This is a genomic window from Aerococcus urinae (assembly GCF_001543175.1).
Lineage (GTDB): Bacteria > Bacillota > Bacilli > Lactobacillales > Aerococcaceae > Aerococcus > Aerococcus urinae.
Genome location: NZ_CP014161.1, coordinates 1,201,019 through 1,222,643, shown reverse-complemented (window position 1 = coordinate 1,222,643; position 21,625 = coordinate 1,201,019). Strand labels below are relative to the sequence as shown.

The following is a 21,625-nucleotide window of genomic DNA, read 5'->3' as shown; positions in this document are numbered from 1 at the left end:
TTAATAGCAGAGAAAAAGCGATCAAATTAAGGCTTATCGGAAGCTTACCTCTTTTAAAGACTGAAAAAAATGTAATAAAAAATAACATTAGAAATGACTCGCTTATGTTAGGTCACTGGATCTCAATATTTTTAGCTAAGGGATTACTATAATTAGAAAAACACTTTTGCTATAATAGGAGTATTGATTTGACTTTTTATTGTTAGGAGTGTCACCATGAAGCGTCCCATTGGTTTTCTCGATTCAGGAGTGGGTGGATTAACTGTTGTCAAAGAAGCTATGCGCCAGTTGCCCAATGAGTCGATAATTTATATTGGGGATAATGCCCGCTGTCCTTATGGGCCTAGGCCAGTGGCGGAAATTAACGAATTCACCCAAGAATTAGTTGATTTTCTCTTGGAGCAAAATATTAAAATGCTTGTGATTGCTTGTAATACCGCGACAGCAGTGTCACTGGAACGGATTCGTGAACGGGTGAATATTCCGGTCATCGGTGTGATCCACCCCGGTGCCCGGGCAGCAAACCGTTATAGTGAAAACGGCCATATCGGGATTTTGGCTACTGAAGCTACCATCAATAGTCATTTCTATCAAAATGTTTTACTAGACCATAACAAGCATTTAACCTTGTATCCCTTGGTCTGTTCCAAATTCGTGCCTTTAGTAGAAAGTGGCCAATATTCCTCGCCGATAGCTAAAAAAATCGTGGCCGAAAGCCTTTATGATTTGAAACAGACAGCTATCGATACCTTGATTCTGGGTTGCACCCATTATCCCTTATTAGCTCCACTGATCCAAAAATTCATGGGCCCAGAGGTACGTTTGGTCAATTCCGGAGCTGAAACCGTGAGTGATGTTTCGGCAATTCTCGACCTCTATAATCTAGCGGAATCTTCATGGAACCCGGAAGCCGCCACTTATCAGTTTTATACTACCGGAGGGGTGGCCCTGTTTAAGGACATTGCCAAAACCTGGCTGCAAAAAGACATTCCGGTCAGTCGGATTCCCCTCAGTCAATTAGAAGCAAAAAAGGAGTAGACCATGGCTAATAATGATCTTTTAATCGCCACCAAAAATCCTGGCAAGGCCAGGGAATTCCAACAATTGTTTGCCCCCTTAGGTTTTACTATCAAAACCCTCTTAGACTATCCGGACATTGATGACATTCCGGAAACGGGATCCAGCTTTTTAGAAAATGCTAGTCAAAAGGCCAGTACGGCAGCAAAACGCTTACAGGTTCCCACTATCGCTGATGACTCTGGCTTGGAAATTGTAGCCCTCAACGGGGAACCAGGAATCTATTCGGCCCGCTATGCCGGTTTAGACAAGAATGATCAAGCTAACCGGCAAAAAGTCTTATTGGCCATGGAAGCTGTTCCTGATGGCAAGCGTCAGGCCCAATTCACTTGTGCCTTGGTCTTAAGTCATTCGGATGGGCAAATCTATAAACATTATATTGGGCACTTGTCCGGAGAAATCCTAAGGGAAGAGCGGGGGAGTAACGGCTTTGGTTATGATTCAATCTTTTATGTTCCAGACTACCAAAAAACTACAGCCGAAATGGATCCTGACTTAAAAAATAAGATCAGTCACCGTGGCCAAGCCATGGCCCAACTCAAAGCCGATATTGAAGCAGGAAAGGTGGAATTGCAATGAAAATATTACTAATTTCAGATAGTCATGGGGATAGCCAAATCTTATCAGACCTGGTTGCACGCTACCAAGATCAAGTCGACCTCATGCTCCATTGCGGTGACTCTGAATTAGATCCTAGCGACAGTATTTGGAATGTGATCGAACCGGTGAAGGGCAATTGTGATTTTGGCTCCTACCAGCCTGAGCGGATTATAGACACACCAGAAGGCCGGTTGATATATACCCACGGTCATCTCTATGGCGTCAAGGCTGGGGTAGAGAAATACGCTGAATGTGCCAAGAAACAAGGCTGTCAAATTGCTGTCTATGGTCACACGCATATCATGGATGACCAGGTCCTTGATGGGGTACATTTAATTAACCCAGGTTCCGTACGTTTCCCCCGTGGCAACTATCTCATCCCCACCTATGCCATCCTAGACTGGCAAGCTGACCAAGAAGAAGTTACCTTCTACCAAAGAAACGGCGAAAAAGTCCCCGAAAAATTCCTGCCATAGATTAGAGTGCGACAGTCACAACCAAGGACGAAACCACTGGAGAAAACTGGGATAAGCTCAGCTAAGCTGAGCGTTACCAGTTTTTGAAGTGGACGTTCGTCCTGTGACTGGAGCAGGTTTGAGAAGAGTGCGACAAGCGCAAAAAGAGGGGAGACCATTGGAAGAAGTTCGCAGTAAATCCTCTAGGAGGATTTGCAAGGACTTCTGAAATGGAGCTCACCTCGCGCTTGGAACACGTTTAGTAGAGAGTGCGACAAGCGCGCCAAAAGGCAAGACCACTGGAGTGAAAAGGCGAAAGAATTCACGGAGAGGATTCGTTGACATTTCGCGAAGTGGACGTTTGCCTTGCGCTTGGAGCAGGTTTGGAATAGAGTGTGACAAGCGCAACAAGAGGGGAGAGAGCTACGCATACTATATCTGTAACTCGCTAGCGCTTCGAACAGCTATAGAAACTGGAGCCAAAGAGCAAGATCAATGGAAGTATAGATCTTGCCTAAACTAAATATATGAAAAAGGCTGGAAATTTCTCTCCAGCCTATAAGTTTGTCTAAAAAAATATCTTACTGTAGAAAGCCAGTGACGATCGTCATGGCTTTTTATTTGTCTTCGTTTTTACTTTCGGCATGTTTATAATCGACGCTGATATGAGAGACCGCTCTTTGGGAGTCAGGTTGTTCTATACCTGCTTCTCTTAGAGCATTGGTGAGCTCTTCGTAATACTTACTTTGGATATCTTCGTGGCTACCATTCACACAAAAGAAGCGGATTCGATAAATAAGTTGATGGTCAACATTGCGAGTCACTCCCAGTAAAACCGGTGGCTTAGACAGGTTCTTGTCAGGAGCCAAATCATCAAGACGTTTCTTAATGACAGCGACAAATTCATTGATATCGGTATCAGCAAAGTAAGACAGATCGACTTCACTACGGATAGGGTTTCGGGAATTATTGACTACCACTTCAATTTGGCGGTTAGGGATAAAATTCATGGTCCCGTCGAATCCACGAACAACAGTGGTTTTAATCCCAATCTTTTCCACGATCCCGCTGACTTGGTCGATCACTACAGAATCACCAACGTCTAACTGGTGTTCTAGCAGAATGAACATGCCGTTGACCATGTCGGTCACCAAGCCCTGGGCACCAATACCTACTGCAATACTGGCTATCCCAGCACCAGCTAAGAGCGTGGCAACTGGGACGCCAAGAATGGCTAGGGTAGAGTAACCAAGCAGGAAGTAGTAGACATACTGGGTAATATTTGTTAGCAAGGCTTTCATGGTTTTTGACCGGTAGTTATTGTTAGAAAAACGGGCAGTTTTATCAAAGTAGGTATTAATCAAACGCACCGTAATCCGGCGAATGATGTATAGCAAGACTACCGTGAGAACTAATTGTAAGAGGGTGGTGAGTAAGTGGGATAAAATACTTTCAATATCGATATTGCCAAGATAATTAGTGAACCATTGACTGATGAATTGCATTGAGACTTTCCTTTCTTGTTCATAGATATAGTTTATACGTTATTTCAATAAAGGTAAAGCCAAGCCACTGGAAGCGATTATATTTTGTATTATAGGTAAAAAATGGTATCATATAGGTATATTAAAAATAAGAAAGTCACTTAAAAATGTGAGGAGTGATGTATAGCATGACATGGAGTGAGATAGCGGCAATTATTGCTGCAGTATCCTTCGCTGTTTTAGTGGTTTTTCTTGTTTTATTTATCCGTCAATTGACACAAACTGTTAAAGAAGTTGTGAATACAGTTGATGAGGCCAATAAAACAATTGCCGTTCTCCGACGCGATGTCGACGGTATCTCAGTAGAAGCTCAAGGCCTACTTAATAAGACCAACCAACTACTGGAAGACGTTAACGGTAAGGTAGCTAAGGTTGATCCTTTATTCCAAGCAGTGGGAGATGTTGGAGTTTCCATTTCCGATGTGAATGATTCTACCCGCGATTTGGTATTGAATATCACCAATAAAGCGGATGAAAAAGTTGATCAAGCCAAAGCGGGTTATAAGAAAGTGCGTCAAGCCAGTGAAAATAGCCAGGTTGATCCTAAGGTTTCTGGTTTTGAAAAGATTGGAAAATCAGCTAAATTACTTAAGAAAAAACGCGACATGCGTAAGGCCCAAGAACAATCTGAAACCAAGGCATTTTAGCCTAATATAGTGAATGTGTTAAAAAGGAAAGGAAGTATATCTTATGTCAAATAAAACAGGTGCATTTTTACTCGGAGCAATTATTGGTGGATCAGCAGCAGCTGTAACAGCTTTATTATTCGCACCAAAATCTGGTAAAGAATTACGTCAAGACATCAATGACCAAGCGAACAACTTAAAGGACACAGCTATGGACTATGCTGATCTTGCTATTGAAAAAGGAAACACTATCTACGAAGCCACTTCAGATGCAGCTAACGACATCCGCGTTAACTTACAAGAAAGTGCTGACACTCTTAAAGACTCCCTACAAGAAACTGGCCGTGTAGCCAACGAACAATACCACAAGGCTAAAGACGACGTTAAGGAAGCTTACGACTACACCAAGGAATATGTCGATGAAGCTGCTCAAGACGCCAAAGACGAAGCTAAAAAAGCAGGTAAAGAAGTCGAAGAAAAATCAAAAGACGTTGCGGACACCGCTAAAAAAGAAGCTAAAGACGGCAAAGAAGAAGCCAAGAGCCAAGCTAAAAAATAAGGCTTAAGATAAATAAAAAGGAAGCTGGGATCAATCAGCTTCCTTTTTATTTTGGAGATATAAGGCAAAAAGGATAAATTAATAGACATAAAAAAGAAGCCTCTAGGGGCTTCTTTTTTATGCTTCAGACTGCATGCGTTCTTTTTGGGCTTCATCCTTGGCGGTTAAGATGCGTTTAACCACTTTAAGACGGGTGAATTCTTCTCTTTCCTTTTCTTCTAGGGCCGAGGAGATGTCTCTTTGGGCGTCTTGTAATTGCGGAATAGTGATATTCTTCAAGGCGTTAACCCGTTTTTGGGTTTTTTGGATATTTGAGGCTAGCCGGTAAGCGGCGTTTTCCACTTGGGCCAGTTGCATCTCTAAGTCCTTGACTACTTCAAAGGCAATCCGTGCTTCATCCATTATTGTGGTAGTTTGTGAGAAGGAATAGGCCGGTTGCATGGCTTCAGCTTGGTAGTCGACCTCAGGCACCTCACTGCCCATCACGCTACGGACTTTGAGACTAAGGCTATCGGATTGGGGCACATCTTGGGCCCAGTCCGCAATAGTATGTAAACCAATCTCTCTTTGGGCTTCAAAGAGGCATTCATAGGCCTTTTGATAGGCCTCCTTTAATTGCTCTTGGACCTTCTTAGCCTTTTGCACCAGGGACATGATTTCATTCATTAAAATCATCCGTTTACGGTCCATTAATTCGTGGCCGTTCTTGGATAAGCGCAAGGTTTTTTCAACCTGCATGAGATTCCCCTTGGTGGGGGTGTGGTTGACTTCCATTAGTCTTCACCGTCCTGCTTACTATCCTTATCTAGGGCATCTTTCTTGTAAGAATAAGTGGTGTTTTCATAATACTTGTCGAGTAATTGACTATCCATCCGGTTTAACTCGGTCCGTGGGAAGCTACGGAGCAGGTCCCAACCTAAGTTTAAGGTATCGGTAATGGTCCGGTTTTCATCTTGCTTTTGCCCAATAAATTCTTGTTCAAAGGCTTCCCCGAAGGCCAGGTATTTCTTATCTAAGTCAGAAAGTTCTTCTTCCCCAATAACCGATGCTAGCGAACGGGCATCAATCGCTTGGGAGTAGGCAGCAAAGAGTTGGTTAGATACCGCGTCATGGTCTTCACGCGTGTAACCGTCCCCAATCCCGTCTTTCATCAAACGGGACAGGGAAGGGAGAGGGTTAATTGGTGGGTAGATATTCTTCCCTTCAATACTCCGGTCCAATACCACCTGGCCTTCAGTAATATAACCGGTAAGGTCAGGGATCGGGTGGGTGATGTCGTCGTTAGGCATGGTTAGAATTGGAATTTGGGTCACTGAACCTTGCCGCCCTTTAACAATACCTGCCCGTTCATAGATAGTAGCTAACTCGGAATAGAGGTAGCCAGGATAACCTTTACGGGATGGAATTTCTTGCTTAGCATTAGAAACTTCACGTAAAGCTTCACAGAAGGAAGTCATATCGGTCAGAATAACCAAGACATGCTTACCTAAATCATAAGCCAAGTATTCGGCAGTGGTAAGGGCCATCCGTGGGGTAATCAAACGTTCCATCACGGGATCGTCAGCGGTATTGACGAACATGGTCACGTGTTCCATGGCGCCACTTTCTTCAAAGGACCGCTTAAAGAAGTCGGCCACATCGTGTTTAACCCCCATGGCTGCAAAGACGACCGCAAATTCGCCGTCTACGCCGTCACCGAGCTTGGCTTGCTTCGCAATTTGGGCCGCGAGTTGGTTATGGGGCATCCCATCACCGGAGAAGATCGGTAGCTTTTGCCCGCGAATTAGAGTCGTTAGTCCGTCAATGGCGGAAAAACCGGTTTCGATATAGTCACGGGGATAGATCCGTGAAACGGGGTTGAGGGGCGCTCCATTGACATCACGGCTCACTTCAGCGTGGATAGCGCCTAAGCCGTCAATGGGTTGACCGATCCCGTTAAAGGTCCGTCCTAAGATATCAGGACCTAGGCCTAATTCCATTCCCTTACCGGTAAAGTGGGTATGGGTGTTATCCAAGGACATCCCAGTAGTCGAGTCAAAAACCTGTATCAGGGCATGTTCGCCTTCAATTGTGATGATTTGACCCACTTTTTGGTCAGAACGGTTAGTACGGAAGCGGACAATATCACCGTAAGCCGCCCCTCTAACACCGTCGACCACGACAAGAGGGCCTTCAATCGAACTTAATCCTAAATATTCAATTGCCATTTATTTTCCCCCTTATCCATTTTCTTGCATTGCTTTTTCATAGAAACGATCAATATCTTCATAATAATGATTAAAAGCATCTAAGTCATCATTTGGTACATCAAACTTCATAGTAATTAATTGGTTAAAGATATCAGCCTTAGCGATGTAAGACATGGGCATCCCCCATTGGACCAATTGTTGGCAGCGGGAATGGAGATAGAGAATCACATCTAACATCTTGGCTTGCTTAGCAATCGGCACCGCTTGGTCGATTTCGTGGAAGGTGTTTTGTTGTAAGAAACCTAAACGAATAATCCGTGCGGTTTGCAGGGTTAATTTTTGCGAATCAGGTAAGATATCTGAACCAATTAATTTAACGATTTCATTTAATTCATCTTCTTCGTGGAGTAGGGCCATCATTTGTGAGCGGTTTTCCACGAAGTCTTCGGAAACTTGTTTATTATACCAAGCCGTTAAGTCATCCACGTATTGGGAATAGGAATTCATCCAGTTAATGGCTGGGTAGTGACGAGCGTGAGCTAAGTTAGCATCCAATCCCCAGAAACAACGGACGAAACGTTTGGTGTTTTGGGTGACGGGTTCAGAGAAGTCCCCACCTTGAGGGGAGACCGCCCCGATAATTGACACTGAACCATTGTCGTGGTTTAAGGTTTCCATGTCGCCGGCTCTTTCGTAGAAGGTGGCGATCCGACTAGCCAGGTAGGCAGGATAACCTTCTTCAGCTGGCATTTCTTCCAAACGCCCGGATAATTCACGTAAGGCTTCTGCCCAGCGGGAAGTGGAGTCGGCCATAATAGCCACGTCATACCCCATATCCCGGTAGTATTCAGCAATGGTTAAGCCGGTATAGATCGAAGCTTCCCGGGCTGCCACGGGCATATTGGAAGTGTTAGCGATTAAGACGGTCCGTTCCATTAATGGGGCATTAGAACGCGGGTCAATCAGTTTGGAGAAATCTTCCAAGACTTCCGTCATTTCATTACCCCGTTCCCCGCAACCAATATAGACAATGACATCGGCATCAGCAAACTTAGCGATTTGGTGTTGCATGGTGGTTTTTCCGGTACCGAATCCACCTGGGATGGCCGCTGTACCCCCCTTAGCAATCGGAAAGACAGTATCAATAATCCGTTGCCCAGTTAAAAGTGGGGTAGTACTTTCCAGCCGTTTAGCCACAGGACGTGGAGTACGGATGGGCCATTTTTGATAGGCCTTGACTTGATATTCCTCCCCATTAAACTGGCGGATAGTCGCTAGAGTTTCTTCAATGGTATAAGACCCAGGAGCCACCACATCAACGACTTCACCCACGACAGAATTAGGCACCATGATTTTATGCTTAATGGCTTGGGTTTCTTGGACTTCAGCGATGACGTCCCCAGCTGATACTTGGTCACCAACTTGAACGGTCGGGGTGATTTGCCAAGCTTTTTGGCGGTCGAGCGAGTCGACGTTGACCCCTCTTTTAATATAGAAACCACTGGCTTCAGCGATATCTTCTAGGGGCCGTTCAATCCCATCGTAGATATTGTTCAAGAGACCAGGACCCAGCTCAACCGTCATGGCAGAACCACTGCCATAGATAGGTTCGCCTGGTTTTAAGCCGGCGGTCTCTTCGTAGACTTGGATGGTGGTTTTCGCTTGGTCGATACGAATGACTTCGCCAACTAAGCGACTCTTACCGACATGGACCAATTCTTGCATGGAAAAATCGGTATTGCCCTTGACGGTAACAATGGGGCCATTAATGGCATAAATTGTATTTTCTCCCATCGATTAATCAGCCTCCTTAATGACAAAGTTTTCTTTGAGGCGGTCAAGAAAGGTTAAGAAGGAGTAGTCTACTAAGATTTGACGCTCTCTTAATACCGCCCGGATGCCGCCCATGAAGGGGCGGTCAGAGATAATGATAGGGTGGGAAGCATAACTTTCTAATTGACTTCTTAAATGACTATCATTTTCATCGATGTAGAGGTCGTATTTTTCACGACCTGCGTAGGCTTGAATATTCTTCAGCATTTTTTTCAATTGTTCAATATAAGCCTCACTCTTTTGATAGCTTTCGATTTGCTTGGTGAAGGTTTGGAAGAGAGTCAATTTCATATTCTCTTCGGTTAAGAACAATTCCCGTTGTTGGTTAATTTGAATTTGGGAAATGGCCTTATTATTTTCCTTGCGTAAGGCTTCTTTCTCGTTAACTAAGCGGTGAGCATAAGTTTCATCAGTTTGTTCTTGAAATTTTTGGTAATCGTCTTCTAGCGTTTGCCGATATTGGTTAATTTGTTGGTCAATTTCAGCTTGGCTTTGTTGGGTCACTTGATCCTTAAAATAAGCCATTTTTTCTTCAAGTTTCATACTAGGCTCCTCTCCTAAATGGATATCCCAATGGCACGCTGGATGGTGTCAGCGATTGAGGATTGTTCGGATGCATATTCACTGGGGCCTAACATCTCTACAATCAGAGGTGTTGAGCGGTTGAATCGCACCTCATCGACTAGGTCTTGGTGGTCAGCAATCAGCTGGGGCGAAATCATCAAAACACCAATATCATTTCTTTCCAAGACTGCTTGAAAAGCCTCTTCAAATGAATCTTGGTCCTTGATTAAGACGCCGTCAACGCCCACCAGTTTCATCCCGGTTAAGGAATGCACATTATCACTAATGAGATATTGTTTCATTAAAGTTGACCTAGGATAGAGAAGGAAACAATTAAACCGAAGAGGGAGATACCTTCAGCCAAACCAACAAAGATCAATGAACGACCAAAGATAGAAGCGTCTTCACTAATGGCACCAAGAGCTGCAGAAGCAGAGTTAGATACGGCAATACCAGCACCTACACAGGAGAGACCAGTAGAAAGGGCAGCACCGATAAAACCTAGGCCACGGGCTAAACCGTCACTAGCAGCGCCAGCTTCTTGACCAGCTGCAAAGGCCACTTCTGGGTGGTAGGCAATAATTAAAGCAATCGCAATTCCTGATACCAGGGCAAAGACATTCCAAGCCAAGGTTTTCTTATAACGTTCCCGACCGGCATGGCCTAAGAAGTAGTAAGCGCCTGGAAGGACAAAAGCAAGGATAAAGGTTAGGGCAATAGTTAATTTAAGCATTGTAGCAATAGACATTTTCATTCTCCTTTTTTTAAAAATTAAATTGAATTAAATCGACAACTTATGAATTATGACTTGGTTGATGACCAGACGCTCTTGAACTCAATTCCGTCGCCCTTGTAGAAGTGACTGAAGAGTTCATAGAATTCTAGCCGTAAGACTTGGATAAAGACAACCAAACCTTCGAATCCAGTGACGAAGAGGTTACCTAGGATAAAGACCAACCAGTTAGGGTTATTACCTTCTAGATTGGCAAACATTAAAACAATCCCCATCATCACGCCGTGGCTGATGGCAAAGGCACCCACCCGGACAAAGGAAATGGTATTAGAAATAAAGGATAATAAGGTTTCAAAAGCTTCAAAGAACACGGTAATTAATTGAATAACAATTCCATCTTCGTTGTCAGCTTTTTTCTTTTCAATAAAGTTAATGATTTGTTCCTTAAAACCAATGCAGAGTAGGGATATAACCATGATGGCAATGATGATTCCTAGGGCAGGTAAGGAATGACCAGTCATATAGAGGACCAAGGTCAAAACCATGAGCCCGTAGAAAATCAAGCCCATTAAACCATTGCGGTCAAAGATGGCTTCTAATTTTTCGCCTTCTTTAAGCCGTAAGACAAAATTCATCAGCATGGTTAAGAGAATTAAGAACATCCCAAAGCAAACTGACACCACAAAGACCGTGTTCAAAGTTCCAAAGAAGGGCACATTGGTCATAGCCTTACTTGGACTCAACCAGATAGGTTCAATAATCTTGTCTTCAATCCCAAACACGGAACCGTATAAGAAACCGAAAAGCATCGATGAAATACCCACTGGCAAGAACATCTTGGCCATGGCGACTTTTGGTAGATGGTAGGAGGCTAAGCCCAGTAAAAAGAGTAAGAGCCCGTGGCCCACGTCCCCAAACATAGCCCCAAACATTAAGGAATAGGTTACCGCCACTAAGGGTGTCGGGTCCATCTCTTCATAATTGGGGGTCCCATACATCTTAGTGATCATACGAAAGGGTTTGGTAAAAAAATTATTCTTCAATTTCGTGGGAGGTTCGATATTATCTTCATCACTATCGTCTTCAATATAGATGGTCACGTTAGGATCATCTTTGACGTCGTTGACTAAGGACTTGGCATCATCTTCATCCATCCAGCCGATTAAGAGATAGCGAGTTTCCTTCTTAGCAAATTCATTACGGGTAATGGCTGCATAACGGCGGACCCCAAAGGCTTTGGATAACTTATGGAGACGTTGTTTAGCCTCCAGCAAGTTGTCTCTTACGGGGAGGAGGAAGGCCTTGAGCTTGGTTTCGAGGTCAGCTTGCATCTTCTTAAGTTTTTGGATTTCGCCTTGGTAGCGGCTCAAGATTTCCTTAAAGGTCCCAGTTTCTTCTGGTAGGTAAATCCTTTGCCAAGCCAAGGAGAAATACAAAGCGTCTACCCGTTGCCGGGCTTCAGCAGGGACAAAGTAAAGGCCGTAAACATAGCCATCCTCAGTCTTAGAGGGGATGAATATAGAAGGAATCATATTATCGATATATTTTTTAAACTTGCGATAATTGGCTTCAGTAAAACGTCCAAAGCGGAACTTAATCTTTTCCATGGAAAGAATATCTGCTAAGTTATAATCGATTTCAGAAAAAGGCAGGTAGGTGTGGTAGTCAGCCTCTAACTTTTCCAGTGATTCATTGACTTCATTTAATTGCCCTTGGACATCGGAGCAATCTTTTTCGACCTCAGTCACTAGACGTTTGATATAGTCAAAGTCTAAGTCGCGACAATCGCCTTCTAATTCTTCTTCTTCATCACTCGTGATTTGTAATAAGTTATCAATCCGATCAGCCCATGGTTGGTAGGGATCAGGACTGGTATAAGGTTTTAAAGTCTGAATTTCTGATAATTCCTTTAGCGTATTTTCTAAATGAATATCATAATGACTTAAGTATTGGTCAGCCATCCGGTCGATATCATCACGGGGACCAGAGATGTTGACCATACTCATCTTTGTAATCATCCAAGGAACTCCTTTCAATTATGGAATGGCATAGTAACAGGGGATTGGTAGGCAATGGCTTCGACCTTTTCCTTGAGGAGGTCAGCTTCCAGTTCTTTGAGGCTGAGATAGTCAAAGAGAGGCAAAACCGACTGCGGTAAACTCTTAGCAAAACGGTGCTCAATGGCCTTTAACCAAGCCTTTTGTTGCTTCACGCCTACGACTTTATTCTCCCCACTCTTGAATAAATCTTGGTAGCCCAAGTTGGTCAAGAGGTTGAAGAAGCTGTTCTTGTCCTGGCTAGCCAGGAGGGCACTGATATTAGCTTCATTGAGATAGCGACCTGGGCTAAAGAGTTGGGAGCGGATAAAGTTCTCATCCACCTTATAGTAGAATTTCAAACGAAAAATGGTCCGGATATTGGCTAAGTCCATCTCACTACCAAATAACTTCTTAAAGCGGGTCAGGGCCTTATCATTAAGTACCCGACTGGCCTTTTTCCAAACCAAGACCGCACAGTATTGTTCAAAGACGGTACTGATAATGTAATGGTTGTAGTCGTGGTCATGGAAATAATCATGGTAATCGTCAAAGAATTTACCGTAATCGGTATCTCTAAAGGTATCAATCGCATCAAGGACCGATGTCTTGGTAATTAGTTCACCGATGTGAAAGTGGCGGTGATTTTCCAAGTAGTCAGTAAAGGGGTTAACGACAAAGGGAACCGACTCTTGGCGCTCCAAGCCTCTGAGCACCTTGGTGATAAATTCGCGCTCAAAACGAATCCCATAGACTGACAAGGCCGCCCGTTGTTCGAAACCAGAAAAGCGGTAGAGCTTGAGAAAGTCATAGCGCAAGCCCCGATCAATCAGTTCAATCAAGTTTTCCGCAGTGAGGTTAAGCTTATTCTGTTCGCTAGGCATCACTTGATGGTAGGAAGGCAATTGGTCGAGGACCTGGTAGAGGTCTGACAAGGTATAACCTGCTAAGCGGTCATCAATTTCTTCTGGAGTCAAGACGAGCTTGCCTTTCATGGCCCGGACCTTGGTGTTGATAGCGGTATAGTTAGTCATCGCCTGTCACTCCGAGTGCCTGTAATTGATTGAAGAAATCCTTGAGGTAGCTGTCTTGATCATGATCAACGAGCTGTTTGATTTGCTCCATTTGTCGGTTGTAGCTTGCTTGCAAGTCTTGGGTACGTTTCTCGCGTAAGTCTTGGTTACGGGCTTGAACCCTGGCTAATTCTTCGTCATATTTTGCTTGAGCTTGTTTCTTATAATCAGCTTTTTTTTGGTCATAGTTTTGACGCAAGGCTAATTTTTCTTCTTGAACGCTCTCAAGATGACGATTGGCATCAACTTCCATATGGTGCAATTGCTCTATGATTTTATCCATCTATTCCACCATCCTTCTTTTTTTATTTTATAAGCACAAAGCCAGTTTGAGCTCTGCAATTCATTATAGGACAGAAGGCAATTAAAGTCATTTTTACCCGGGATTAAATCTTGCAAAAACAGTAAAAAGTCGGCGTTCGCTGACGATTTTTGCATGGATAAAAATGATAGCGCTTTAGCTATTTGACATTTTTGGCCTCAGACGTGTGAGAGTCAGCAAACTGATTTTTAGCTTAAAAAGCTGAGAAAATTAAAAATAAAAAGTGAAGAGTTTTGCGGACCAATAAGTAGGCGGTTAACGCCTAAGCCTTTCACTGTATTTAATGAAGGAAAAGGAGGGATAATTTGCAGGAAATCACTCAAGAAATACTCAGGGAAGCCTACCAAACACGGGTGGATGATATCCATCTCTTGCCAGAAAAGGGTCTTTACCAAGTCTATTTCCGCCAAGAGGGAATCCTAAAGCCGGTGCGCCAGTTTGACTTAGATTTTGGAAGCCGCTGGATTCGCTATTTGAAGTATATCAGTCATTTAGATGTGGGTGAGCAGCGTTTACCCCAAGAAGGGGCCTTGATCTATCAATTAGACCAGGGAGAAATTGAACTTAGGTTGTCTACCTTAGCCAACTACCTCATGCAGGAATCCTTGGTGATCCGTCTGCTCTATGACCAAAGTCAGTGGCTCTACAGTGAGCGGGAGGCTGAAGACTTAGAGGAGATGAAGAAATACCTCTATCGAAAAAGTGGACTCATGCTTTTCTCTGGCCCGGTGGCCTCGGGAAAGACTTCAACCATCTATCATCTCTTAAGAGAGGTCTACCAGGAACGCGCCTGTCAGGTGATTACCATGGAGGACCCGGTCGAAATTAAGGAGGCTAATTTCTTACAAATATCAGTCAATCGCAAGGCAGGCTTAACTTATGAACGCCTGATCAAGGCTAGTCTCCGTCACCATCCCGATATCCTCTTGATCGGTGAAATCCGTGATGAAGAAACTGCTCAGATGGTGATGCGGGCAGCCTTAACCGGGCACTTGGTGATTGCCACCATCCATGCCAAGAACTGCATTGGCGTTATTGGCCGCTTGAAAGAGTTGGGACTGAGCCAAGAACAATTGCTGCAAACGCTCTTGTTTGTCGCTTCTCAGCGCCTCATCCCTGTCAAGGGAGAAGGGGCCTCGCGACAGCTCTTTTGTGAATGGATGAATGCCCGTATGTTGGCCCACTACCTCACTAAGGGAGAAGTGGCCAGTGACTTTAAGTCCTTAAATGGTAAATTGCAGGAGGCCTATACCCATGGAAAAATCCAAGCCGAACTTTTGGCGGCCTATCAGTTGGAAGAAAATTGCTAATTATGAAATTACTTCCTCTTGGAATAAAACCCTCCAAGCTGAAGTGCTTGCCTATATCGCTGATATGTTAATGGAAGGCTTTCAAATGATTGATATCTTTTCCTTCTTAGCCGCTCTTTATCCTAAGCAGGAAGAAACCTTTAAAGCTATGGAAGCCTTATTAATTGAAGGGCATTTCTTCTATGAAACCACCGCAGAGATGAAACTGGCAAAGGATATTCAATTCCAAATCCAAGTGGCTGAACGCTGGGGTGATTTTGCCCCAGGACTAAAGACGATTAGTGCCTATCTCAAGGAGAGGGCTCAGCAGCAAGCCGTTATCAGACAAAGCTTACGCTATCCGATTTTTCTGGTGGTTTTACTCTTAGTGATGCTACTGGGCATGCGGGGCTTTGTCTTACCTCAATTTGACCGCCTACAAGCCAGCCCTGACTCGGGAGTACTAGGCTTACTTTTTTGGTGCTTGGAAAACCTCCCCTTACTTTTAGGAATTTTTGTCGTGGCGCTAGTGCTTTTCTATTTGCTTTTTCGACTCTGGAAGCAAAAGGTGGGCCCCTTGGTTCAAGCCCAGACCTTGGTTAAAATTCCGATTTTAGGAAGACTCTTGAGGCTTTATTACACCTATTACTTTGCTTATGAATTCAGCCAGCTCTTCCAGGTGGGCTATTCGATTAAGCAGATAATTGACACTTTTAGCCAGCAAGAAGAAGTTCCCTTCCTCTATGACTTTGGCCACTATCTGGCCCATTCTTATGAAGAAGGCCAGGCCATTGTCGGTCAGTTGCGGAAGGTCAATATTTTTACCCGAGAATTTCCTGCCATTGTCCACCAAGGGGAGTTACTGAGTCAATTGGCGCTCAAGATGCGTCTTTACAGCCAGCGCTGTTTGAAGAATTACCAAGACCAGGTCAAGCTCCTCATGCGTTGGATTCAAAATGGCTTATTTATCGTGATTGCCCTATTTATCGTAACGATTTATCTGATGTTGATGCTACCCATGTTTAATATGATAGGAGAGATACCAGGATGATGAATGTCTTAAACTATAAAGCCAATCGAATGATGAAAAAATTAGGTGTCCATAAGCAAGAGGGCTTTACGCTTTTAGAAATGATCGTTGTCCTCTTCATTTTAGGCTTACTGATCTTACTCTTCTTACCCAATATCATGAACCAGCGAGACAATGCCCAAGAAACTGGGGATGAGGCCCTAAGGCAAACCGTAGAAACCCAAATGATTCTCTACAAAAATGACCATGACGGCCAAGAGGGGACCATTGACCAATTGGTGGCTGAAGACTATTTAAGTCGTGAACAGGCTGACCGCTTTAATGCCTTACCAGCTGAATAAGAATGAAAGTTAAGTCAGTTCAGACTAAGGCCGGGATGACCCTTTTATCCATGGTCTTAACCTTATTTATTGTGGGGGTGATCTTAACGGTGACCATGATTCAAAGTCAAAAAGTCAGTCAAAATTTAGCTGTTGAAACCTGCCTCCAGAAAATACTTCAAAGCTACGAAGCCTGTCAAAAGGAGGCCATTATCAAGGGCGAATACTACTATCTTTATTTTCTCTCTGACCAGGTGCGGATTATGCAGGCTAAGGAAGGGCAAGATCCTTATATCAAAGATATTATCCTCTTGCCTAAGAATACCCGAATTCAGTCCTACCAAAAGGTCAGCATCCAACCAGGGACCGGCTATATCCAGCCGCGAACGGTTACCCTACGCTACCCACAGGGGCGTTACATGGTGAAATTTCAGTTAGGAGTGGGCAAATATGTGGTGGAAAAACGTAAGGAATAAGACGGGATTTATGCTAGTCGAAGCTCTGGTTTCTTTATTTTTAATTGCCTCCTTTGTCTCATTATTTGTCACTATGATTCCCTTACAGATAGGGCACTTCAACCGCCAGCAAGCTGCCCTTGACCAACAGGAAGCCTTATATAATGAGATATTAGCTAGCGTCGGCCAAGAAAAAACTAGCCAAGTAGACTTTATTCGGGGGACCGCCTATGTTCCCGGTCGAGAAGAAGTGGAGGCAGTCAGCATTGAATTGGAAAGTGTGGAAAACTTGGAATAAGTCGGCCTTTACCTTAATTGAGGCAGTCCTGGCCTTAGCCTTATTCTTTATGATCCAATCCCTCTTTGTCCTGGTGGTCGAGGTGGAGATTAATCACTACCAAGCCGTCAAGGAAATCCAACAAGATGATTGGGGCGTTTTCTTGATGCAACTGCAAAGAGAGGCCCGTCATAGTCGGCTCAACTGGGCGACCGGCACTCGCTTGAACTACCAACTGGCGAGTGGTCAACGGATTCAGATGGAGTATTACAGTAACCGGGAGTCTTCCATGATCCGCCGCTTGGTCTCTGGTCGCGGCCACCAACCTTACCTGATGGGGGTGGAATGGGTAAATTTTACCATGGTCAATTCTCACCAAGTGAGGGTAAATTGCCGCTTGGCCGATCAAAAGGAATACCAGGCAGTGATTTCCTTTAGAGAGGAGGCTAGGGAAAGTGATTAAGGATAAGTCTGGCTCCATTCTCTTTTACTCCCTCTCTTTGCTCTTTATCCTGAGCTTACTATCGCTAGCCAGTCTCAAGCTCTACCAAGTCAATATCACCAATATGCGAACAGTAGCGGAAGGTTACCTGGCCCATAGCTTGGCAGAAATAGCCTACCAACATGAATACTTGAAAATTGAAGACCAGGTAGAAAGTGAAATAGAAGCCAAATATGAAGACCGTTTGGCTCAAGAAGAAAAAAGGATCGAAAAAGCGATTCAAGACAAGGAAGAAGAGGCTCAGGAAAAGAAACGAGAAGAACAAGAGGCAAGATTAAAGGACGACAAGGAAAAACAGAATCAAGACCAAGACGTGTATGAACCAATTGCTTCATTAAATAAGGAGTATTTGGCAGCTATAATCGATCAAGGTAAATTGGATATATCTGATCCTGACCAAGTTTATCTTATCCAAGTCAATACAGATTTAGACTCAGAGGAGGTCCTAGTTAATGGACCTGGTTTAGAGGAAATGCTGGAGAATGAGGATGAGGAGACAGAAATCTTACTGGTTAATGTCTATCCAAACTACGACCAGGCCCAAGAAGACCTGTCCGTTAGAAGAGCAGAAGAAGAGGTTAATAAGGAGCAAGCGGCATTAGATGAGGAAGATTTACCTGAAGAAAAAGATAAGGAGCTTTCTCCTGAAGAAGAAAAGGCCCAGGAAGAAGCTAAGAAGAAAAGAATGGTTGAGGCTAAAGAAAAAGAGCTCAGGCAAGTCAAAGCCAAACTCAAAGACCAGCAAGATAAGGAAATCAGTCAACAGATTAAAGATCAACGAGCAAATCTAAAGCTCAACAAACGTTTTTACTTTAACCTCGGCCAAGTTGAATATTACACTCAAAATGACCAGCAACACTGTCGAGTAATCATCTATGCTAGTGACAACGTTTATGATCTAAGTTATTAGAAGAAGGATGTGAAGACGCCGTCAGAGCGACCAAAATCAGCTAGAGAGTGTGACAGTCACAAAAAACAAAATCGCTGGAGTAGATTTTAATTAGAATATTTGTTTTAAAGAAGGTTGTGGTTCAATCCACAGCCTTTTTATCTTTGACTCTATAAAATTTGACCGACTTTGTGTAAAAACTACAAGTCATCTAAGAAAGAGGCATCAAATAAAGTTTATAAAATATTTTTCCCAACTTGTGGTAGAATGGAGTGTACGATTTACATTACTTACTCAGTAAATAAGGAGGAACTATTGTGAAAGAACGTATCAAAAAGCTCCAAGCGAGTTTGCAAGAAGAAAGTTTGGGCGCTTATTTAGTGACCAATTCCTATAATTTGCGCTACATGACTGGCTTTACTGGGACAAGTGGACTAGCCTTAGTAACAACCAATAATGCTTACTTTATTACGGATTTTCGTTACACCGAGCAAGCCAAACTTCAGTGTCAAGGTTATGAGGTCATTGAAGCAGGTGGTTCTGCCTCACATTCTTCCCCCTTGCGTCTGATCCAAGAATTACTCCAAGAAAATGGGGTTAGTCAACTCGGTTATGAAGAACAACATGTGACAGTCGCTCAATTTGACGACTTTGAAAATGTTTTAGAAGTTCAATTGGTGCCTGCCTCTGGAATGATTGAAGTTCTTCGTCAAGTTAAAGACGCTGACGAAATCAACAAGATCAAAAAGGCCTGTGAGATTACTGATAAGGCCTTCGAGTATATCTTAGGTTATATTAAACCGGGAATCAGTGAAATTGATATTGCCAATACCCTGGACTTTAAGATGCGCGAATTTGGTGCTAGTGGGATTTCCTTCGATACTATCGTGGCTTCTGGAAAACGCTCAGCCATGCCTCACGGGGTCGCTACCGACAAATTAATCGCCAACCATGAGTTAATTACTATTGACTTTGGTTGCTACTACCAAGGCTATTGCTCCGACATGACCCGGACCGTAGCAGTGGGGCAAGTCGACACCACTTTAGAAAAGATCTACCAAATTGTCTTTGATGCTAACCGCATGGTCCAAGACGCCTTGAAACCTGGCATGACTGGCCAAGAACTGGACGCCATCGCTAGAGACTATATTGAAAGCCAAGGTTATGGTAAGAACTTCGGGCACTCGCTGGGCCATAGTATCGGTCTTGAAGTCCATGAAGCGCCAATGGCTGGACCAAACAGCAAAAATGTCTTAAAAGCGGACCAATTTATTACCGATGAACCTGGGATCTACCTAGAAAACTTGGGTGGGGTCCGAATTGAAGACGACTTACTCATCCATGAAGATGGCAACGAATACATCACCAAATCCCCACGTGAATTGATTGTTTTGTAAAATATCAAGCAAGTTAGGGAAAAATTAGCTCGACTATGCTAAATTAGCTAGACTATGCTAAAATAGATATGATTTCAAGAAAAAAGGAGATAAAGAATGATAACAACAAATGACTTTAAAAACGGCTTAACTATCCAAGACGGTGGTAACTTATATCGGATTATTGAATTCCAACACGTGAAACCTGGTAAAGGGTCTGCCTTTGTCCGTTCTAAATTAAGAAACCTACGTTCAGGTGCCGTGACTGATAAGACCTGGCGTGCCGGTGAAAAAGTGGAAACTGCCCACATCGATTCCCAAGAAATGCAATACTTATATGCAGCAGGGGATTCCCATGTCTTCATGGACACCACAACCTTTGAACAAATTGAAATTCCAACTGAAAAAATCGAAAATGAATTAAAATATTTATTAGAAAATATGATCGTTTCTGTGGTTTCCTTTGAAGGCGAAGTCATTGGTCTAGAAGTACCTAACACTGTGGAACTTGAAGTAGCCGAAACTGAACCTTCCATCAAAGGCAATACCGCATCAGGGGGAAGCAAACCCGCTACTATGGAAACCGGCCTAGTTGTTAATGTGCCATTCTTTGTTAACAAAGGGGATAAATTAGTCATCAACACCAACGATGGCGAATACATCTCTCGCGCTTAGTTTTAAGTAAAAACTATTTTTATCATAATATATTGTTGATGATTATTTGACGAAAGTTTAGTTTGGTAAATATTTCTAAGCAAAACGAATGCTTATCAACACTATCTATTAAAGAAAATAGTAAATCCTTTTGTCTATCTCATTAAGAATGATGTCATGAAGAGAGGCGATAATATGACAACACCAACAGCAAAGGATGCTCTTTCCCATGAAGTGGATGCTAAGGGAAGTATCAATATAGCTCCAGAAGTGATTGAAACCATAGCCCGCATTGCTTGTGAGCATATCGAAGGCGCGCTACCCATCAATGAATATCAAGGATCGTTCCAGGCTTTCTTTTCCAAAGCCAACAGTGTCCGACTCTATAATGACGAGTCAGGCCAAGTCGTGGTTGAAATGGCAGTCGTTAGTGAATATGGTCGCGATATTCCTAAAACCATGCTGGCTTTGCAAAAACATGTCAAAGAAACGATCTATGAAATGACAGACATTCTGGTAGACCGGGTCAATGTTGTGGTTTGCGATCTCGCCATTTGGGAACAATAGTTAGGTGGCAATAATGAATTTAGGATTATCACAAATACGTGAACTAGCGGTACTCACTCTTTACCAAGAGGCCATGGTACCGGAAAGCACTAAGGAAGAGAGTTTTGCTTACTTATTAGCTAATCTCGGCGATCTGGAAGATCAACTAAGCTATGAAGAAATTGACCAAGAACAATTGGATCAATTGAAGAATCAGGGGCTTCCCTTGGAGAAGAGTCAGGGCGAAATGAAGACCAATAAGCGCTTCAAACAAGCACCTGTCTCAGAAGACGAAGAGCTCAGCTTACCGTCTTATTACCAAGAGCTTTTAGATGGGATTGCCTCCCACCAAGAAAGTATTGACCAAGCCATTGAAGATCACATCCAAGGCAAGTGGTCGCTTAACCGCTTAGAGGCAATGAATCTGGCTATTTTAAGGGTAGGCGTCTATGAGATTCTTTATGGGGACCATGACCGGGTACCAGGTGTCGTAGCAGTCGATGAAGCCATTCATCTAGCTCGCCGCTATTCTGATGAAGCCTCCCGGCGCTTTATCAATGGGGTTCTTTCTAGTATCTTAGCCACAGCCGAAGACAAGCAGTCAGAGGAGAATCACTGATTAAGGTCGCCGAGCCTCCCATCCATTCCTTTTGTTAACTAAATATGTGTTTTAATA

The 21,625-nt window shown here is 43.5% G+C and carries 26 protein-coding genes; 16 read left to right on the top strand and 10 right to left on the bottom strand.

Annotation, left to right across the window (positions count from 1 at the left end):
- Positions 1–216: 216 nt before the first annotated feature.
- Genes racE through AWM73_RS05615 form a run of 3 tightly spaced genes read left to right on the top strand, consistent with a single transcriptional unit; the run spans position 217 to position 2,153 of the window.
- A complete protein-coding gene (gene racE / locus AWM73_RS05625; RefSeq protein ID WP_060778459.1) occupies positions 217–1,038 on the top strand; it encodes a glutamate racemase in 822 nt (273 codons plus the stop codon).
- Between the two features lie 3 nt (positions 1,039–1,041).
- The gene (locus AWM73_RS05620) at positions 1,042–1,656 is read left to right on the top strand and encodes an XTP/dITP diphosphatase (protein ID WP_060778458.1); all 615 of its coding nucleotides are present in this window, start codon (positions 1,042–1,044) and stop codon (positions 1,654–1,656) included.
- The gene (locus AWM73_RS05615; RefSeq protein ID WP_060778457.1) at positions 1,653–2,153 is read left to right on the top strand and encodes a metallophosphoesterase; all 501 of its coding nucleotides are present in this window, start codon (positions 1,653–1,655) and stop codon (positions 2,151–2,153) included. The genes AWM73_RS05620 and AWM73_RS05615 overlap by 4 nt, the downstream gene beginning before the upstream one ends.
- Before the next feature lie 596 nt (positions 2,154–2,749).
- On the opposite strand, the gene AWM73_RS05610 is transcribed toward AWM73_RS05615, so the two are convergent.
- Positions 2,750–3,637 (bottom strand): mechanosensitive ion channel family protein, encoded by an 888-nt coding sequence (locus tag AWM73_RS05610; protein ID WP_060778456.1) that lies wholly within the window; start codon positions 3,635–3,637, stop codon positions 2,750–2,752.
- A 167-nt stretch (positions 3,638–3,804) separates the two neighbouring features.
- Here AWM73_RS05610 and AWM73_RS05605 point away from each other — a divergent pair, with 167 nt between their 5' ends.
- Both AWM73_RS05605 and AWM73_RS05600 read left to right on the top strand, forming a co-directional pair.
- Positions 3,805–4,323 carry a DUF948 domain-containing protein gene (locus AWM73_RS05605; RefSeq protein ID WP_013668516.1) on the top strand — a complete coding sequence of 173 codons (519 nt, stop codon included), beginning with the start codon at positions 3,805–3,807 and terminating at the stop codon, positions 4,321–4,323.
- Positions 4,324–4,366: 43 nt separating this feature from the next.
- A complete protein-coding gene (locus tag AWM73_RS05600; RefSeq protein ID WP_013670128.1) occupies positions 4,367–4,861 on the top strand; it encodes a YtxH domain-containing protein in 495 nt (164 codons plus the stop codon).
- Between the two features lie 117 nt (positions 4,862–4,978).
- On the opposite strand, the gene AWM73_RS05595 is transcribed toward AWM73_RS05600, so the two are convergent.
- From AWM73_RS05595 to AWM73_RS05555, 9 genes are read right to left on the bottom strand one after another with little or no spacing between them, the layout of a single operon-like run.
- Complete coding sequence (locus AWM73_RS05595; protein WP_060778455.1) at positions 4,979–5,635, bottom strand: V-type ATP synthase subunit D; 657 nt, start codon at positions 5,633–5,635, stop codon at positions 4,979–4,981.
- Entirely contained in the window at positions 5,635–7,068 is a 1,434-nt protein-coding gene (locus AWM73_RS05590; protein WP_060778454.1) for a V-type ATP synthase subunit B, read from the bottom strand. The genes AWM73_RS05595 and AWM73_RS05590 overlap by 1 nt, the downstream gene beginning before the upstream one ends.
- Positions 7,069–7,080: 12 nt before the next feature.
- Positions 7,081–8,844 (bottom strand): V-type ATP synthase subunit A, encoded by a 1,764-nt coding sequence (locus AWM73_RS05585; RefSeq protein ID WP_060778453.1) that lies wholly within the window; start codon positions 8,842–8,844, stop codon positions 7,081–7,083.
- A 3-nt stretch (positions 8,845–8,847) separates the two neighbouring features.
- Positions 8,848–9,426, bottom strand: coding sequence for a V-type ATP synthase subunit E (locus tag AWM73_RS05580; protein WP_060778452.1), 579 nt, complete (start codon positions 9,424–9,426; stop codon positions 8,848–8,850).
- Positions 9,427–9,440: 14 nt separating this feature from the next.
- Entirely contained in the window at positions 9,441–9,749 is a 309-nt protein-coding gene (locus AWM73_RS05575; RefSeq protein WP_060778451.1) for a V-type ATP synthase subunit F, read from the bottom strand.
- Positions 9,749–10,195, bottom strand: coding sequence for an ATP synthase subunit C (locus AWM73_RS05570; RefSeq protein WP_082702867.1), 447 nt, complete (start codon positions 10,193–10,195; stop codon positions 9,749–9,751). Before AWM73_RS05570 ends, AWM73_RS05575 begins: the two co-directional genes overlap by 1 nt.
- Positions 10,196–10,248: 53 nt before the next feature.
- Positions 10,249–12,198: a V-type ATP synthase subunit I gene (locus tag AWM73_RS05565; protein ID WP_060778450.1), complete on the bottom strand. Its 1,950-nt coding sequence runs from the start codon at positions 12,196–12,198 to the stop codon at positions 10,249–10,251.
- A 14-nt stretch (positions 12,199–12,212) separates the two neighbouring features.
- A complete protein-coding gene (locus AWM73_RS05560) occupies positions 12,213–13,250 on the bottom strand; it encodes a V-type ATPase subunit (protein WP_060778449.1) in 1,038 nt (345 codons plus the stop codon).
- On the bottom strand, positions 13,243–13,572 hold the full coding sequence (locus AWM73_RS05555) for a hypothetical protein (RefSeq protein WP_060778448.1): 330 nt from the start codon (positions 13,570–13,572) through the stop codon (positions 13,243–13,245). The genes AWM73_RS05560 and AWM73_RS05555 overlap by 8 nt, the downstream gene beginning before the upstream one ends.
- Positions 13,573–13,916: 344 nt before the next feature.
- On the opposite strand from AWM73_RS05555, the gene comGA reads away from it, so the two are divergent.
- From comGA to nusB, 11 genes are all read left to right on the top strand, one after another.
- Positions 13,917–14,921 (top strand): competence type IV pilus ATPase ComGA, encoded by a 1,005-nt coding sequence (comGA, locus tag AWM73_RS05550; protein ID WP_060778447.1) that lies wholly within the window; start codon positions 13,917–13,919, stop codon positions 14,919–14,921.
- The gene (comGB, locus tag AWM73_RS05545) at positions 14,866–15,951 is read left to right on the top strand and encodes a competence type IV pilus assembly protein ComGB (RefSeq protein WP_060778446.1); all 1,086 of its coding nucleotides are present in this window, start codon (positions 14,866–14,868) and stop codon (positions 15,949–15,951) included. Before comGA ends, comGB begins: the two co-directional genes overlap by 56 nt.
- Complete coding sequence (gene comGC / locus AWM73_RS05540) at positions 15,948–16,271, top strand: competence type IV pilus major pilin ComGC (protein WP_230080697.1); 324 nt, start codon at positions 15,948–15,950, stop codon at positions 16,269–16,271. Before comGB ends, comGC begins: the two co-directional genes overlap by 4 nt.
- Positions 16,272–16,273: 2 nt before the next feature.
- Positions 16,274–16,726, top strand: a complete 453-nt coding sequence (locus AWM73_RS05535; RefSeq protein ID WP_060778445.1) for a type II secretion system protein — start codon at positions 16,274–16,276, stop codon at positions 16,724–16,726.
- Entirely contained in the window at positions 16,701–17,003 is a 303-nt protein-coding gene (locus AWM73_RS05530) for a hypothetical protein (RefSeq protein ID WP_143238440.1), read from the top strand. Before AWM73_RS05535 ends, AWM73_RS05530 begins: the two co-directional genes overlap by 26 nt.
- The gene (comGF, locus tag AWM73_RS05525; protein WP_060778443.1) at positions 16,972–17,445 is read left to right on the top strand and encodes a competence type IV pilus minor pilin ComGF; all 474 of its coding nucleotides are present in this window, start codon (positions 16,972–16,974) and stop codon (positions 17,443–17,445) included. The genes AWM73_RS05530 and comGF overlap by 32 nt, the downstream gene beginning before the upstream one ends.
- Positions 17,438–18,394, top strand: a complete 957-nt coding sequence (locus AWM73_RS05520) for a hypothetical protein (RefSeq protein ID WP_060778442.1) — start codon at positions 17,438–17,440, stop codon at positions 18,392–18,394. The genes comGF and AWM73_RS05520 overlap by 8 nt, the downstream gene beginning before the upstream one ends.
- Positions 18,395–18,690: 296 nt before the next feature.
- Positions 18,691–19,770 (top strand): M24 family metallopeptidase, encoded by a 1,080-nt coding sequence (locus AWM73_RS05515; protein ID WP_060778441.1) that lies wholly within the window; start codon positions 18,691–18,693, stop codon positions 19,768–19,770.
- Positions 19,771–19,866: 96 nt separating this feature from the next.
- On the top strand, positions 19,867–20,424 hold the full coding sequence (gene efp / locus AWM73_RS05510) for an elongation factor P (protein WP_013668769.1): 558 nt from the start codon (positions 19,867–19,869) through the stop codon (positions 20,422–20,424).
- A 174-nt stretch (positions 20,425–20,598) separates the two neighbouring features.
- The gene (locus AWM73_RS05505; protein WP_060778440.1) at positions 20,599–20,970 is read left to right on the top strand and encodes an Asp23/Gls24 family envelope stress response protein; all 372 of its coding nucleotides are present in this window, start codon (positions 20,599–20,601) and stop codon (positions 20,968–20,970) included.
- A 13-nt stretch (positions 20,971–20,983) separates the two neighbouring features.
- A complete protein-coding gene (nusB, locus tag AWM73_RS05500; protein ID WP_060778439.1) occupies positions 20,984–21,568 on the top strand; it encodes a transcription antitermination factor NusB in 585 nt (194 codons plus the stop codon).
- Positions 21,569–21,625: the final 57 nt, after the last annotated feature.